11 protein-coding genes are annotated in these 16,232 nt (G+C 61.8%); 5 read left to right on the forward strand and 6 right to left on the reverse strand.

Annotated elements, in window-relative coordinates; all coding sequences use genetic code 11:
• From HYX42_RS15405 to HYX42_RS15415, 3 genes are all read right to left on the reverse strand, one after another.
• Nucleotides 1-2,465 (reverse strand): filamentous hemagglutinin N-terminal domain-containing protein (locus tag HYX42_RS15405; RefSeq protein WP_293404565.1); only part of this gene is annotated, 2,465 nt, incomplete at its 3' end.
• Nucleotides 2,466-2,504: 39 nt separating this feature from the next.
• Nucleotides 2,505-4,238: a ShlB/FhaC/HecB family hemolysin secretion/activation protein gene (locus HYX42_RS15410; RefSeq protein WP_293404568.1), complete on the reverse strand. Its 1,734-nt coding sequence runs from the start codon at nt 4,236-4,238 to the stop codon at nt 2,505-2,507.
• Nucleotides 4,239-4,540: 302 nt separating this feature from the next.
• Entirely contained in the window at nt 4,541-4,873 is a 333-nt protein-coding gene (locus HYX42_RS15415; RefSeq protein WP_293404570.1) for a hypothetical protein, read from the reverse strand.
• Nucleotides 4,874-5,600: 727 nt separating this feature from the next.
• Between HYX42_RS15415 and HYX42_RS15420 the strand changes: the two genes are divergently transcribed.
• The 3 genes from HYX42_RS15420 (at nt 5,601) to HYX42_RS15430 (ending at nt 9,046) form a co-directional block, all read left to right on the forward strand.
• Nucleotides 5,601-7,919, forward strand: coding sequence for an NADP-dependent malic enzyme (locus HYX42_RS15420; RefSeq protein WP_293404573.1), 2,319 nt, complete (start codon nt 5,601-5,603; stop codon nt 7,917-7,919).
• Between the two features lie 254 nt (nt 7,920-8,173).
• Nucleotides 8,174-8,554, forward strand: a complete 381-nt coding sequence (locus HYX42_RS15425) for a ribonuclease domain-containing protein (RefSeq protein WP_293405415.1) — start codon at nt 8,174-8,176, stop codon at nt 8,552-8,554.
• Nucleotides 8,555-8,620: 66 nt separating this feature from the next.
• A complete protein-coding gene (locus tag HYX42_RS15430; protein WP_293404575.1) occupies nt 8,621-9,046 on the forward strand; it encodes a barstar family protein in 426 nt (141 codons plus the stop codon).
• A gap of 300 nt (nt 9,047-9,346) precedes the next feature.
• On the opposite strand, the gene rsmA is transcribed toward HYX42_RS15430, so the two are convergent.
• The 3 genes from rsmA to lptD all read right to left on the reverse strand — a co-directional run bounded on the left by rsmA (nt 9,347) and on the right by lptD (nt 14,220).
• Entirely contained in the window at nt 9,347-10,111 is a 765-nt protein-coding gene (gene rsmA / locus HYX42_RS15435; RefSeq protein WP_293404577.1) for a 16S rRNA (adenine(1518)-N(6)/adenine(1519)-N(6))-dimethyltransferase RsmA, read from the reverse strand.
• 253 nt (nt 10,112-10,364) lie between these two features.
• The gene (locus HYX42_RS15440; protein WP_293404579.1) at nt 10,365-11,771 is read right to left on the reverse strand and encodes a peptidylprolyl isomerase; all 1,407 of its coding nucleotides are present in this window, start codon (nt 11,769-11,771) and stop codon (nt 10,365-10,367) included.
• A complete protein-coding gene (gene lptD / locus HYX42_RS15445) occupies nt 11,764-14,220 on the reverse strand; it encodes an LPS assembly protein LptD (RefSeq protein ID WP_293404581.1) in 2,457 nt (818 codons plus the stop codon). The genes HYX42_RS15440 and lptD overlap by 8 nt, the downstream gene beginning before the upstream one ends.
• Before the next feature lie 139 nt (nt 14,221-14,359).
• On the opposite strand from lptD, the gene HYX42_RS15450 reads away from it, so the two are divergent.
• Nucleotides 14,360-15,463: a phosphotransferase gene (locus HYX42_RS15450; RefSeq protein ID WP_293404583.1), complete on the forward strand. Its 1,104-nt coding sequence runs from the start codon at nt 14,360-14,362 to the stop codon at nt 15,461-15,463.
• Nucleotides 15,463-16,221 (forward strand): 16S rRNA (uracil(1498)-N(3))-methyltransferase, encoded by a 759-nt coding sequence (locus tag HYX42_RS15455; RefSeq protein ID WP_293404585.1) that lies wholly within the window; start codon nt 15,463-15,465, stop codon nt 16,219-16,221. Before HYX42_RS15450 ends, HYX42_RS15455 begins: the two co-directional genes overlap by 1 nt.
• Nucleotides 16,222-16,232: the final 11 nt, after the last annotated feature.

The raw sequence follows: 16,232 nt of genomic DNA on the forward strand, positions 1-16,232 counted from the left end.
AGCGTGATGGTGTTGCCGTTGCCGCCTGCCTGGCTGGCGCCCACGCCGGCCGTCCCGCTGGCTGTGATGGTGCTGGTGCCCAACGCAATGCCTGCGCCTGTGATGCTCACCGTGCCCGCATTGCGCCCCGCATTCGTGGCCAGTGCAGCGCCACCTGAGGCGGCGATATTGCCGCTGCCTGCAGTACCGAGTGCGCTAAGCGAGACGTTGCCGCCATGGCCCATGGTGCCGCCCGTGGTGGTGATGGCGCCTGTGCTGAGGCTGCCTGCAGCAGTATTGGTGACACTCACACTGCCGGCTGTTCCGCCTGCGCCTGCACCGACTGCATTGCCCGTCTGCGCAATCAGTGCGCCTGTGCTGATGTTGCCGGTGCCGCTGTTGGCGAGCGTGATGCTGCCTGCGGAACCGCCTGCGCTGTTGCCCGTGCCGCCTGCGCCGCCCGAAGCAGTGATGGTGCCCGTGGTGAGGCCGCCTGTTGATGTCAGGTTTACTGTGCCGCCGGTACCGCCGGCCTGCCCTGCGCCATTGCCTGCGCTGCCGCTGGCAGTGATCGCGCCGGTGCTGATGCTTGTGCCCGTGATGCTCACCGTACCGGCATTGCGGCCCACCGTGCCCGCGCCCGCCGTGCCGCCTGTGGCTGTCACGGCCGCAGCCAGCGTAACGGCACCGGCAGACGTAATTTCCACATTGCCAGCATTGGCGCTGGCTGCGCCCGTCGCATTGATGGTGCCCGCCGCGTTGCTGGTGACTGAAGCGCCTGACAGTGTGATGCCACCGGCCTGCGAACTCACCCCGGCATTGATTGCCAGAGCGCCCACACCGCTGGCATCGGCATCGGCTTTCAGGTTGATGGCGCCTGTGCCCGTCGTGCTCAATGCCGCACTGACGGTGATGTTGTTATTCGCCTCCATGGAGACGCTCTTGTTGGCGGCGACTGCAAAGGCGCTGCTGACCGTGATGTCGTTGGTAGCCTGCAGCGTGATGTTGCCCGCGACGGCATTGAGCGTACCCACCGACACGGTCTGCGTGGTGCCGGCCTGCGCGGCAAAGGTGCTGACGTCGGCATAAGCAGCCGCGCCTGCTGCAGCCACAATGATATTGAGCGGGTCCAGCAACAGGGTGCCTGCCTGGCCATTGGCCGCACTCAGGTTGGCGGTGCCGTCAAAAGCGAGATTCTGTTTGCCCGAGACTTCTGCAAAACCGCCATTGCCCGATTGCGCGCCGCCGGTGGCCTTGATGTCGCCATAAAAGCCGGTGGCGCCATCTGCCCAGACGATGGCCTTGCCGCCGTTGCCGCTGCTTGCAGCGCTCACGTCGATGGCCGCACCCTGTGCGACCAGCGTGAGCGATGCATTCTGCTCGGTCCCCTTGCCCTGGTAGTTGCCACCCACCAGAACAGTGCCGCCGCCGGCTTGACCCGAGGCGTCAAGCCGCGCACCGGATTCCAGCGCAACCTTGTCCCCCAGCACCTTGATCGTGCCGCCGGACTGGCCGCTGGCAGCGCCCGATGCAGTCAGTTGCCCGGCCACCCTGACCACGCCCGATGGTCCGCCGCTCAGGACAATCATGCCGTCACGCTCGGTTGCAGTGTTGGCGCGAACCACACCTGTCTGGTTGATGACGGTGGCCATCGCATCGCCAACCGAACTTGCCAGCAAGGCAATCTGGCCGCCGTCGGCGAGGATATTGCCGCTGTTGACAACCGCCGCGTTCGCCGCCGCAGCATCTACGGAAAAACGCACCAGCCCCGTGCCCGATGTGTCTATGGTCGCGCGATTGCCGGCAAGCAGGCCAACAGACCCTGCATCTGCCCTGATCGTGCCTGTATTGCCGACCTTTGGGGCCGCCAGCAATACATAGCCACCACGTTTGGCGTCGATGTTGCCGTGGTTATCAACCGGCCCGCCACCGATACCGCTGAAGGTATAACGGCCCGCCATGAAGTCGTCGTTGCTGATGGCCAGGCTGGATGCCACCAGCCCGCCCACGCTGACCTGCGCGCCAGGGGCAAACATCACGCCCGACGGGTTGATCAAAAAGACCTGGCCATTGGCGTTCAGGGAACCGTAAATCGACGAGGCGTCATTGCCAATCACCCGGTTGAGGGCCACCGATGTTGCAGCAGGCTGTACAAACTGCACCGACTGGCCTGTGCCGATATTGAAGGTCTGCCAGTTCAGCGCCGCCTTGTCGGTCGCCTGGTCGATGCGCATGCTGTTGGCCGTCGGCGTGCTGACGGTGGCCTGGCCGGCGACAACCACGCCGCCGGTTGGCAGGTCAGCTCTCGACAGCGGCGATACCAGTGCGAGCAGGCTGCTCAGCAGGAATGACAGGGACCGGCCGGTGCGGATACGGTAGGTCGCCGTCAGCTTGCGGGAGAGCCTGATGACCACCGTGCGCACGGACCACGGCCGGTAACGGCGTTTGCCGTAAGCGGATGGCGGAGCGTTGCGCGTGGAGGTCATGATGTCAGGATGTGCGGGTGTGCAGTCAGGCTGCAAGCCCTAGAACCACTTCTGGGCCGACAGCCAGGCGCGCGGACTGCGGTCTGCATCGCCGGTCGTGGGCAAGGCAGGCGTGGTTCGCCATGCAAGGTGAGTCTTGATGAGGAAGTTGCCAATGCGGCCCAACATGAAACCCAGGCCCACCGAACTCAGCGTGATGCCGTTGGCCGAGCCCGGTATGGGGGGACCTTCCTGGTTCAGCCTGACCTGGCCATAGTCATAAAAGGCCAGCAGGCTGACGGGTTCGGACAGCAGGGACACTGCGGACGGCAACTGATAGCGGTATTCAAGATTGAACATGGTGCCGGAGTCGCCAATGCCTTCGCCGACCGGGTAGCTGCGCACGCCGTTGGGGCCGCCCAATGCCATTTTTTCTGCAGAGCTGAGGTTTTTTGAAGCGATTTGCGTCTGGGCAGTGAAGTAAAGGCTGGAAGCGCCGCCAAAAAACTGGACACGCTGGTACTCGGCGTTCAGTTTGCGAAAGGCGCCGGCAGTATGCAGGCCACCAAAACCCTGGTCTAGCGCCATGTCGGCCGGGTCCAGCGTCAGGCGTCCCAGGGTGCTGCTGAGCGAGTAGCTGTTCGACGCCGTCAAGTCCGCCAGGCGATCAACGAAATTGCCCGACAGGCCGGCACGCAGGGAGATCATCTCGCGTTCGCTTTTCAGCAGTGGTGTGGTCGTCCTGTCGAGAAGGCGCTTATGGTCGGCGCTGACCTGCAGGTACGCATTGTTTTCGCGCCCGCGGACCAGCGGGTGGGACATACTCAGGCCGAACAGGTCTGCCTTGCCGCTGGCGCCCAGCGCGGCGAACTGTTTGCCCAGCGCGTAATTGAGACGGGCTGCATTCAAGCCGACGCGTGTACCCCATCCACCCACCGGCAGGGACCAGGCGGCACGGTAGAGGTTTGAGCCGGCCTGGTCGCCGATCTGGCCGCCCAGTGACAGCACATCGCCCCGGCCCGTCAGGTTGTTGATGTTCAGATTGGCCGAGGCATGTACTGCGCCGGCAGCACTGGCGCCGTAGTTGTCGGCGCTGACAGAGCCCTCCGTCCCGGGCCCCCGGCTGGTGATGGCAACGCGGACATTGGCCTCACCCGGATTTTCGCCGGGCTCAACCACGGCGCTGGCGTCATAACCGGCCAGGTCGCGCAGCAGCAGTATGGGTTTGTCGAGGCCGTATTCGGTGACGGCGTCGCCCCTGGTCATGTGCCTTGCCATCACTTCTTCAGCAAAACTTCTGGAGATGCCGCTGCCGTCGCCCTGAACCTCGACAGTGGTCTTGCCGATTTTGGCTTCAATTACCCGGATGGTGACCGTGCCGCCGGTAGCCGCGAGGGTCTGCTCGGGCAGGTAAGCCTCGGTCAGCAGGTAACCTTTGGATCGGTAGTAGTTGCTGATGGTCGTTGCCGCAGCCGTCAGTCCGGCGATATCGACCGGCTGGTCCACAAACCTGGCGAGCAGCGCATTCAACTCGTCGAAAGAAAAAATCGTGTTGCCGGTCAGCCTGAATGCCTTGGGCGTGATGCGGACATTGGCGGTTGCAGCAGGTGCCGGTTTTGCATCCGGCAGGGAAATGCGTGGCTCGCCCTGGCGGGGAAGCACGGGGGCCGGAGGCTGCGATTCAAGCAGGGTTCCGGCGTTGGGTCGCGTCTGGGACGAAGCTGTATCAGCGCCGAAGGCCATAAGGCCCAGCGCAAACAACTGACCAAGCGTGGCAGGACGGGAAAATATCAATGAAAAGGACGGTGGTTGAGGTATAGCCTATGAAACAGATTACTTCTGTTAACAATTTTTATAGCTATTCACCCGCATGTCCATTGATTTGTCCGGTATTTGCCAATTCCAGATGTAACGCAAGCGTATTTGTACAATTTGCCACAGTTCTCCCGAGTCCTGCGGCACCAGAAGCCCCTTTTCACCTTACAGACTCGGGTTGGCAGCTCGGTGTTGTGGGCCATGTCTGCTACAAAAACAGAAGCGTCACGCTGTTTTGACCGTGGGCTTTTGCGTCCCGGGCGAACGCCGGACGGACGCGGCTAAACCGCAGCAAGGTGCCTGGCAGGTATCCAGCCCTCAAAGATCGGCAGCAGGCTGTTGATGCGGCGCGAGGCTTCACTCTGCCCGCGTTGACGCGCCACGCACTGGTAGATGTCGCTGCGAAGCAACCACAACTCGGTGACGGAATCGGCTGAAGAAATCCGGTCTTCAATACTCAGGCGCCCCGCGCCATCGCGGCAGTCATCCAGCACCATGAGCAGCTGTTTTTTGACGTCTGCCAGGGAGCATGGCCCACCCCTGTCCGGAGTTGCTGCGCGCCCTTCGGGGACAGTTGCCTGACCGGTCACGGCCCGCCTCACCTTGGCCAGCATGCCGGAGGGCTGTAGGGAGCTTGAGAAGAACCCCTGCCAGGAAGAAGAGGAAGAAGAGGACGCCGAACGACTGGATACGGGTTCAGCGCCGGCTTCCGGTCGGGGTTGGGGAATGGTCTGGCCCGTCACGCAGACACCCTGCCATTTAGCGACGCGCACATGCCGCGCACCGTCATGAGAAAAATCATGTCGTCTCCCCGTTTTTGTACTTTGCGTCTCAAACACTGCGGCAAGGCACTTTCGCTCCAGCCCACTCGCTCAGCGAATGTAACCATTTGTTGCCCGGTGCTGATGCCATGGTTACCCTAGGACATCAGACGTCCAAAATTAATATGAAAGTTTGCATTTGGCTCGAAAGTTAACTTCCTTGTTAACTTTCAGGATTTTTACCGGCTGCCGACAGTTGTTGACCGGAAAAACCCTTCAAAATCATCGGAAAGAGCCTGTTTTCGACCATCAATCGGGCCACAGCCCTTTAAATACACGCGCAAGCAGCTATTGAATTAATAGCATTTATACTTCATCAAACTGCTGGTCAACCGAACATACGCGCCTGTTCTGGCCTCCCACGAAGACTGAAACGGGGTTGTTGCCGGTTTTACGTCACATCTGGTTACACCCACGTCTTTGCGTAGATTCACCTACTAGGGTTTCCCCCAAAGCGGCCTACAATCGCCAACCCTACAAAAAATCGCCGGTCAGCCGACCGCGCCCGTGGAGACTTTTGATGCCGACAACACCCCCCGCAACGCCTGGCAACCGCGAGGAAAAGCGCGCAGAACTGCGCCGCGCTGCGCTTGAATACCATGAGTTTCCCACCCCCGGCAAGATCGCCATCGCAGCCACCAAGCAGCTGACCAACCAGCGCGACCTGGCGCTCGCCTACTCGCCCGGCGTGGCCGCCCCCTGCGAAGAAATCGTCAAGGACCCCAACAACGCCTTCAAGTACACCAGCCGCGGCAACCTGGTGGCCGTCATCACCAACGGCACCGCCGTGCTGGGCCTGGGCGACATCGGCCCGCTGGCCTCCAAGCCGGTGATGGAGGGCAAGGGCGTGCTGTTCAAGAAGTTCGCCGGCGTTGACGTCTTCGACATCGAGATCGACGAGAAAGACCCGGCCAAACTGGTCGAGATCATCGCCTCGCTGGAGCCGACCTTCGGTGCCATCAACCTCGAAGACATCAAGGCGCCCGACTGCTTTTATGTAGAGCGCGAGCTGCGCAAGCGCCTGAAGATCCCGGTCTTTCATGACGACCAGCACGGCACCGCCATCACCGTGGGCGCGGCAGTGCTCAACGCACTGAAGGTGGTCAACAAGGCCCCCGGCCAGGTCAAGCTGGTCACTTCGGGTGCAGGCGCTGCGGCGCTGGCCTGCCTGAACCTGCTGCTCAAGCTCGGCATACAGCGCGAGAACGTCTATGTGACCGACCTCGCCGGCGTGGTTTACGAAGGCCGCACCGAACTGATGGACGAGGACAAGATCCAGTTCGTGCAGAAAACCGATGCCCGCTCCCTGAGCGATGTCATTGAGGGCGCGGACATCTTTCTGGGCCTTTCCGCCGGTGGTGTGCTCAAGAAAGAAATGGTCGCCAAAATGGCGGCGCGCCCCATCATCCTGGCGCTGGCCAACCCCAACCCCGAGATCTCGCCGGAAGACGTGAAGGCCGTGCGTGACGACGCCATCATCGCCACCGGCCGTACCGACTACCCCAACCAGGTCAACAACGTCCTGTGTTTCCCCTACATCTTCCGCGGCGCACTGGATGCAGGCGCCTCCACCATCACTGTGGAAATGGAAATTGCGGCTGTACACGCGATTGCCGAGCTCGCCCAGGCCGAGCAGAGTGAAGTGGTGGCTGCCGCCTATGTCGGCGAAAAGCTGGCCTTCGGCCCTGAATACCTGATCCCCAAGCCGTTTGACCCGCGGCTGATGATGAAGATTGCGCCTGCCGTGGCGAAAGCTGCGGCAGAAAGCGGCGTCGCGCTGCGCCCGATTGCCGACCTGGACGCCTACCGCGAGAAGCTGCAGAGCTTTGTCTACGCCTCCGGCTCGGTGATGAAGCCGATTTTTGCAGCCGCCAAGGCTGCATCCCGCAAGCGCATCGCCTATGCAGAGGGCGAAGAAGAACGCGTGCTGCGTGCCTGCCAGATCGTCGTTGATGAGGGCGTAGCCCGCCCGACGCTGATAGGCCGCCCCGCCATCATTGCGCGGCGCATCGAGCAGTTCGGCCTGCGCCTGAAGGAAGAGCTGGATTACGACGTCGTCAATGTCGAGCAGGACCACCGCTACCGCGACTTCTGGCAAACCTACCACCGCATGATGGAGCGCAAGGGCGTGACGGTGCAGATCGCCAAGATCGAGATGCGCCGCCGCCTGACCCTGATTGCCGGCATGCTGCTGCAAAAAGGCGACGTGGACGGCCTGATCTGCGGCACCTGGGGCACCACGGCCCACCACCTTGATTACCTCGACCAGGTCATTGGCAAGCGCGAAGGCGTCAACACCTATGCCTGCATGAACGGCCTGCTGCTGCCCGGCCGGCAGGTGTTTTTGCTCGACACCCATGTCAACTACGACCCGACGGCCGAACAGCTGGCCGAGATCACCACCATGGCGGCTGAAGAGATGATGCGCTTCGGCATCAAGCCCAAAGCGGCCCTGCTGTCACATTCAAACTTCGGCTCGTCCAGCCTGCCCAGCGCCATGAAGATGCGCAAGACGCTCGAATTGCTGCGCGAGAAGGCGCCATGGCTGGAAGCCGACGGCGAAATGCACGGTGACATGGCGCTCGATGAAGATGCCCGTGCACTGATCATGCCCAACAGCACGCTGGCCGGCGAGGCGAATTTACTGGTCCTGCCCAATATTGATGCAGCCAATATTTCCTACAACCTGCTCAAGACTGCCGCTGGCGGCAACATCGCCATCGGCCCGGTTTTGCTGGGGGCCAACAAACCCATGCACATCCTGACCGCGACCGCCACCGTCAGGCGGATTGTCAATATGACAGCGCTGACTGTCGCAGACGCCAACGCGGCACGGTGAAGCCTTTTTAGATAGTTTGCACTAACTTTTTAAGCCTTCCGGCGCCGGATCGGGTGCCTAATTTTTCAGCACCCCCTTGCCTTTTGAAGCCGGATGCGGCAAACTATCACTCTTGAAATTTAAGGGTTAACCCGAAATTTCCTTGGGATGCCTTCCGGTATTCAAAGGGTGTGCCGGTTCTGGCATTAAATTCAAAAAAGGTTTTTTTCATGTTGCGCAACGGTTACCGGCATTGGCAGGAGATTGTTGCAGCGATGAAGCTGGCTCTTTTGGCCAGCCTGATCAGTCTGACGGTTGTCAGCCCCAGCCTGGTGCAAGCCAGGGGGCCCCAAACCTCACGCCAGATTGACACCATTGCACTCACCCAGCTGCCGCCACAGGCGCGCGACATGATGACATTGATTTACCAGGGTGGTCCGTTTCGGTATGACAAGGACGGCACGGTTTTCGGCAACAGGGAGCGCATTCTTCCCGCCCAGAACCGCGGCTACTACCGCGAGTACACCGTCAGGACGCCAAATGAACGCAGCCGGGGAGCCCGGCGCATCATTTGCGGTGGGGTCAAACCCGCCGCGCCTGACAACTGTTATTACACGGACGACCACTATGCGAGTTTTCGCAGGATTTCCCGTTAAGCCCGGCCAACCGGGCAGGTGGTTGTTATTTTGAGTTTTGTTGACTTCATAGAAAGAGATGCGGAGATGGATACACCACTTCGTAAGGATACTGATACGCCCCTCAAGGGTGTGCGGCCAAATATCGTGCAGTCCATTCGCGCTTTCCGCGTGCAGGACCTGCAGGATGCGGCTACGCACCTGAACCAGCACTTCCTGTACGCCAACCTGGGCAATGCCCAGAGCAAGCAGGACGTTCTGGACATGATCGCGGCCCAGTACACCTTCCCCGCCCACTTCGGCAAGAATTTTGACGCCCTGTATGACTGCATGACGGACCTGGTTCACAAATCAGGCCCGCAACCCGGTTTTATCGTGGTGTTGGAGCAAATCCCGGCAAACGCGAAGTTTGACAAGGAAGCGCGCGAGCAGCTTCTGGACATCTTCAGGGATGCCGCGGACTACTGGGCGGATCGAAAGATACCGTTCCGGTGCTTCTATTCTTTTCTGTAGCCCGCTCCCCGGAAATTGGCCAAGGGGATCGGGCTAATGAGGCCCAGAACGCAATCGCAGAAGGCGAAGAAATCATGCCGACCGACAAACTGGTCGACGTGTCTCCGCTGGCTCTGCGCATGAGTAGCCCGTTCAATGCGGGTTACTGGCTGGCAGCAGCCTAGTAGTTATAGAGCCCCCACGTTCGCTCACTTCGTGTAGCTCTCTGCCCCCCAAGGGGGCTAATTTTCCCAGGGGCGGCCCGTCGGAAAATTTTGCGTTTAGTTAAAAGCCCGGTCACTCACGTGATTCCGGGCTTTTTTATGCCTGCTGCGCCAGCGCGATGTACTCAGCCACCGGCACCTCCTCGGCACGCCGCTGAAGGTTGAAGCTGCCGGCAAAAGCGCGCTGCTCCAGCCATTTGCCCAGCGAATGCCGCAACAGTTTGCGCCGCTGGCTGAAGGCGACACGCACCAGTTCGCTGAACAGCGCCACATCCAGCAAAGCGGGCGTGGGGTGCGGCACCATGCGCACGATGGCACTGTCCACCCGCGGCGGCGGGTCGAAACTTTCGGGCGGCACAAAGAGCACGTTTTCCATCGCATAACGCCACTGCAGCATCACGCTCAGGCGGCTGTAGTCGCCGTTCGAAGGGGTTGCCACCATGCGGTCTATGACTTCCTTCTGCAGCATGAAGTGCTGGTCCTGAACCACATCAGCCACATCAAGCAGGTGAAACAGAATCGGCGTGGAGATGTTGTAAGGCAGGTTGCCCACGACACGCAGTTTTGCGCCAGCCTCTACGGCTTCAGCCGCCAGCGCGCGGAAATCAACCTTCAGCACATCCGACTCAATGACCTTGAGCTGGGGATGCGCCCGCAGCTGCACGGCAAGGTCGCGGTCAAGCTCGATCACCGTCAACTGGCCCAGGCGCTCGACCAGAGGCTGCGTCAAGGCGGCAAGCCCCGGCCCGATCTCCACCATGGCATCCCCAGCCCGAGGCGCAATCGCCTCAACGATGGCTTCAATGATGTACTTGTCGGTCAGGAAATGCTGGCCAAAGCGCTTGCGGGCTATGTGCTTCACAAAACAGTGCCTGGTGGTTCGAAATCGGACACAACGCCCGCGCCAGCTGCATTCAACGAAGCGCTGCCTTTGCAAGCAGGAGCCGCGGTCCGGCTCTGCCGGCCGCAAGGCAGGGCGGCCCCCGAGGGGCTGGAGCCTGCGGCTCTGAAGCTGCTTGAGCAGCTTCGGACAGGCGACAGAGGCGAAGCGTCTCGCAAGCCGCGGCCTGCAAGGCCTCGGGCGCTACACGAAGTGAGCAACCGTGGGGGCCACATTATTGCGGTGGTTCACGATACTCGACATAAGCCCGCCCACGCACTTCCTGCGCCCACAGGGAATAGGCTTCTTCCTGCTTCTTCTCGCGGACGATGCCGCGCACCAGCTCGCGCTGGTCGCGCTCCGACAGCTGGGTGACGCGCCGCTCCAGAACCTGGATCAGGTGTGCGCCGAAACGCGATATCACCGGGTCAGAAATCTGGCCGGGAGACAGGCCATTCATGGCCTGCTCAAACTCCGGCACAAAACTGCCGGGGTTGGTCCAGCCGAGGTCGCCGCCGTCCTTGGCGGAGCCGTCGACGCTGTTCTCCTGTGCTTCCTTTGCGAAATCTGCCTGGCCGGCGGCAACGCGCTTTTTGATATTCAGCAGTTTTTCAACGGCGCCGGCCTCGGTCAGCTGGGGTGTGGGGCGCAAAAGGATGTGGCGCGCACGCGTCTGCGTGATGTTCACGCCGGGAACACCGGCCTTCTTTTTCTCAAGCACCTTGAGGATGTGAAAACCCGCACCGCTGCGTACCGGCCCCGCCACACCACCCGCGGCCAGGTTCTGGGTCGCCTCCAGGAAGAGGGGCGGGTAGCGATCAGCCGCGCGAAGCCCCATCTGACCGCCGGTCAGGCGCACCTGGGCATCAGAAAATTCATTGGCCAGCGCGGCAAAATCGCCACCCGCGCGCGCGCGCTGCGCAACCTGGCTGGCCCTGGCCTGCAGGGCGGCAAGCTGTTCAGCCGTTGCGTTCTCGGGAACAGGGACCAGGATCTGCACCAGGTTGAGCTCGATCGCAGCCGCATCGTTGCTGCCTTCCTGATCGCGCAAAAACTGGTCAATGTCGGCTTCGGTGACCGTCACACGCGAATCCACTTCACGCTGACGCAGCCTCGTGACCAGCAATTCATCGCGCAACTCGGACCGGAACTGCGCGTAGGGAATGCCGTCGGCCACAAGCCGGCGTCGCAGTTCGTCAATCGTGAGCTGGTTCTGCTGTGCCACGGCGGCGACGGCGTTTTCCACCGCGTTGTCATCGACACGGATACCGGAGGTGCGCGCCATCTGGAGCTGCGCCTTGTCGCTGATCAGGCGCTCCAGAACCTGCAGGGCAAGCTCATTGCGCGGCGGCATGGCGCTGCCACGCTGCGACAGCTGCTGCTCCGCACGCACTAGTTTTGAACGCACCTCGTTGTTGGTCACGGGCTCTGAGTTGACCACCGCCACGATGAAATCTGCCTGCCGCTGGCCGCCTGCATTTGCAGCTCCGACGGCCCTGTCAGGCAGGCGCAATGCGCCCGATGGCCTGAGTCCCTGGGCATCGACGGCCATGGCAGAAAAAACCAGCGCCAGCGCCGCCATAACCCGGCTGTCAAAAACGCTCCTGGCGGCAACACGTGAAGAAATAAGATGTTTAGTCATAGTTGGTAAAACGGCTAGGTGCGGTCACTTGGTCGCGCAGGAACTCATAGCGCGGAATATTCTGTTTCAGGGTATCCAGGGGATTCACCCCAAGACGCGAAAATCCGACCAGTTCCAGCTGGAAAAGAATGCGTGTGTTGGAGGCCACCAGCGTGTTCTGGGAGCGCTGAAGCACCACCCGGCCAATCCAGCAACAGCCATCGTACTCAACGCCGGCGATGGCATCAACCAGTTTCCGTTCGGGGATGCTGTAGTTGAGGCGCCCTACCGTATACAGGCGGCCGCCGCCCTGGCCGCGCCCGGCGCCCAGATCCTTGCCCTTGTCGCCCCAGATATCGTTGAGCGGCCACTGCCAGCCGACATCCACAGAATTGCTGATATTGCGCTGGTAGCGCAGCGATGCGCTGATCACCCGGTAATGACTCGGGTTGTAACGGACCCCGTAGCTGCTGCGCTCGGACTGCTTGAGTTTGGGGTTGTATTGAACCGTCGCGTCAAATGCCCACTGCGGTGCCCAGTTGATGCTGGTACCGAACAACAGGTCACTGATGCGATCGGTGACGGGCAGGCCACCGGGCGTGGTGACTCTCTGGTCTGCAAAACGCAGGCGCTGGGCTGCACCGAAGCGCACTTTTTCCGCGCCGGTGTCGGGGTCCAGCAGGCGCGATGTTACGCCAAGCGTCAGCAGGTTGGCGTCCGAAATACGGTCATTGCCGACAAAGGCGTTTTCCGTAAACACGGTTGCAAAGTTGAAGTCATTGAGCCCGGAGTCATAGTTGGGCAAAAGGCTCTGGTCACGGTAAGGTGTGCGCACGTAGAACGCGCGCGGCTCCAGCGTCTGCGTGAATGTGCGGCCGAAGTAGCTGGTCTTGCGTTCGTATTGAAGACCGCTGTCAACGCTGAACGTCGGCACCACACGCGATTTTGAGAATGTGCCGTCGGCCAGCGGCGCATCAAAGCGGTACATGGTCGAATGCAGCTGCATTTTCGGCGTGAAGTACCAGCCCGGGGACACCCATGGACGGCTGATCTGGGCGATAGCCACCGCCCGGTTGCTGTTGGGCTGCCTCGTGAGGGCCCTGTCAGCCGAAAACCGCGTGAATTCGCCGGAAAGCGAATAGTCAAACCCGTTCGCGCCAGCCAGTGGCGCATTGAGGCGGCTGTAGGTTGAGGTGATCTGGGGAAGCCGGTTGTAGGGCGGCACGATCACTGACAGCGGGTCCTGCAGGGGCTGCCAGGTCAGTGCGCTCACCGTGGTTGAAACATAACCCTTGGACCAGCTGACACTGGCGTCATTGGACAGCAGCCGCTGCACGAGGAAAGTGCTGCTGCGCGGGAAGTCCTTCCAGTAGTCGTTGTCGCTCACGCGGTTCAGGTTGAGGCTGAGCCCCAGCTTGCCGAATGTCGGCGTGCCGGTGTCAAAGACGCCCACGTGCGTGGTCGCATAGGACCAGCGGTCGATGTTGTTGCGCAGCTTGTCGCTGACCAGGTAGCTGGCCCGCACGCGGCCGGAGTTGGTCTTGTTGAGGTAACGGAACTCCGACCCCAGATCCAGCCCGCGCTTGCTCATCATCGTTGGCGAGAACGTGGCATCCATGTCGGGCGCGATGTTCAGGTAATACGGCTGGCTCCACATCACGCCACTGACGCTGTCCACGTTGTAGGTGGGCGGCAGCAAGCCGGACTTGCGCTTGTCGCTCAGCGGAAAGCTGATGGTCGGCCCCGCCAGGATGGGCACGCCCTTGAAGCGCAGCACCGCACCGGTGGCCTCGCCGGTTTCGGTTTCCTGGTCGAACTTGAAGCTGGTGCCGGTCAGTGTCCAGGCCGGCTCCCAGGTGGCTTCGTTGTCGCGCTCGCAGGTCGTGTAGTTGGCGTTGCGTGCGACCAGCACCTTGTCGCTGAGGAAATCAATGCGCCCCGCCTTGCCATTGCCGCCATTGCTCAGGAAGCGGTAGGAAGGCTGGGCAAAATAGCCCTCGAAGGTGTCGAGCTTGAGTTGCAGCTCCGGGCCGCGAAACTGGTTCCCCGAACTGCTGACATGCACATTGCCTTTGGCATTGAGCATGTCGGTCGGATGCGTGAGTTCGATGCGGTCGGCACGGATGGCGGTCGGGCCCCGGCGCAACTCGGCATTGCCATCAATCACCGTCTCAAGGTCGGGGCGGCCGGTCACGCTGTCGCCGAACACAAAGGTCGGCGGAATATTTTCGTCGCCCTCGGGTGGCTTCTCGGCCAGCATGGGCGTCATCTTCAGCGTGATGGGCGCGGTTTCCGTGTCATACGTGCCAGTCCACTCCTGCTGCTGGGGCAGCGCCGGTGGCTGCAGCTCCATGGCCTGGGCGTGTACCGGCGCGTGAAAGCCCCATCCCAGCGCGGTGATGGAAACCACGCAAAGAACGGCACGGGACACCGGGGAAAGCAGGAAGGGCGAGGGAGATGCGTGGCGCATCAAGTTTTGTACGGGCTAGGGCGTGTTTGTAAAATCAGGCCTGATTATCCATGACCCTCTGGTGCGGCCCCGGGCATGACCCTTGTTCCCGCTGCGCAGGCCCTGCATGTATCTGCCCGCCCTTCCCGACTGGAAAACCATGACTGCCTCCCTTAACGACATTGCATGGCCGGATCCGGCCAGAAGCCAGGCATTCTTCACATGGCTGTCCGGCCTGTCTTCGCGCCATGAGGTGCCCCAACTGAATGCGGCCAGCCTGCGCCTGGCGTCGGCCGATGCCAGCTTCAGGCGCTACTTCCGGGTCGATGCGGCCTCGGGTGGCGAGACCTTCATCATCATGGATGCCCCCCCTGACAAGGAGGACTGCAAGCCTTTTGTAAAGGTGGCCGAGCTGATGGCCGGTGCCGGCCTGCAGGCGCCACGCATACTGGCCTGGGATGAGGCCAACGGCTTCATGCTGCTCAGCGACCTGGGCAGCCGCACCATGATGGAGGTGATGGCGCTGCCGTCAGCGGTAGATGCCGTCGCCCGGCCGGTTGCTGCAGACCATGAGCTTTACCTGGCGGCCACCGATGCGTTGGTGAAATGGCAACTGGCCTCAAAGCCGGGGGTGCTGCCGCCCTATGACGATGCACTGCTGAGCCGGGAGATCCATCTCTTCCCTGAGTGGTACATCGCCAAACACAGGGGCATCACGCTCAAGCCGGAGCAGCAGGCGACTCTCGACTCGGCTTTTGCGCTCATCAAGACCAGTAACCTTGATTCACTGGACAATGCGCGTGTTTACGTACACAGGGATTTCATGCCGAGGAATCTCATGGTCACGGGTCAGGCTGAAGGACCGCTAGGTGTATTGGATTTCCAGGACGCCGTTTACGGCCCCATCACCTATGACATCGCCAGCCTGATGCGCGACGCCTTTCTGACGCTGGAAGAAGACTTCGTGCTCGACATCACCATCCGCTACTGGCAAAAGGCGCGCAAGGCCGGCCTGCCGGTGGGTGACGACTTCGGCGAGTTCTACCGCGCCGTCGAATGGATGGGCCTGCAGCGCCACCTCAAGATCCTGGGCATCTTTGCGCGCCTGACCCTGCGCGACGGCAAACCGCGCTACCTGGCCGACACGCCGCGCTTCATCAGATATGTACGTGCCACCTGCGCACGCTACCGGCAGCTTGGCCCGCTGATGGTGCTGCTCGACGAGATCGAGGGCAACGAGACCCGCATCGGGTACACCTTCTGATGGCGCCCCGGTTTTACGCCGACCTGCCACTGGCCGCAGGTGAATCCGTTTTTTTGCCTGCAGCAACGGCGCGCCATGTGCAGGTGCTGCGCATGCAGCCAGGGGGGCTCATACGCCTCTTCAACGGCCAGGGCGACGGCGGCACGGCCAGTGAAGGCGAGTTCGAAGCCGTCATAGACGAGATGGGGCGCAGCGATGTGCGCGTCACCATCAAGAGCTACAAGGCCACCCAACGCGAGTCAGGCCACCAGGTGCACCTCGCCGTCGGCATGCCGGCCAATGACCGCATGGACTGGCTGGTCGAGAAGGCCACCGAACTCGGCGTCGCCAGCATCCAGCCCCTGATGGCCGAGCGGTCGGTGCTGCGGCTCAAGGGTGATCGTGCGGACAAAAAAATTGCGCACTGGCGCGGTGTGACCATCGCGGCCTGCGAGCAATGCGGGCGCAACCGCGTGCCCGTGATGCATGAAGCCCTGGGCCTGACAGAGTGGCTCAAGGCGCTGCCGCCCGTGTCGGGCGAAGGCGCACCCCTGCGTTTGCTGTTGTCGCCAACAGCGGGCAGCAAGCCCTTGAAGCAACTGGCGCCACTGCCGGGACCCGTGGTTTTCCTGAGCGGCCCTGAGGGCGGCTTGAGCGCAGGCGAAGAAACCGCAGCCATCAGCGCAGGCTTCACACCTGTCAGCCTGGGCAGCCGCATACTGCGCGCCGAAACCGCGCCGCTGGCCTGCCTGGCCTGGCTGGCGCTGGGCGAGGGCTGAAGCCCTCAAGA

It is taken from the genome of Polaromonas sp., from assembly GCF_016185115.1.
Lineage (GTDB): Bacteria > Pseudomonadota > Gammaproteobacteria > Burkholderiales > Burkholderiaceae_C > Polaromonas.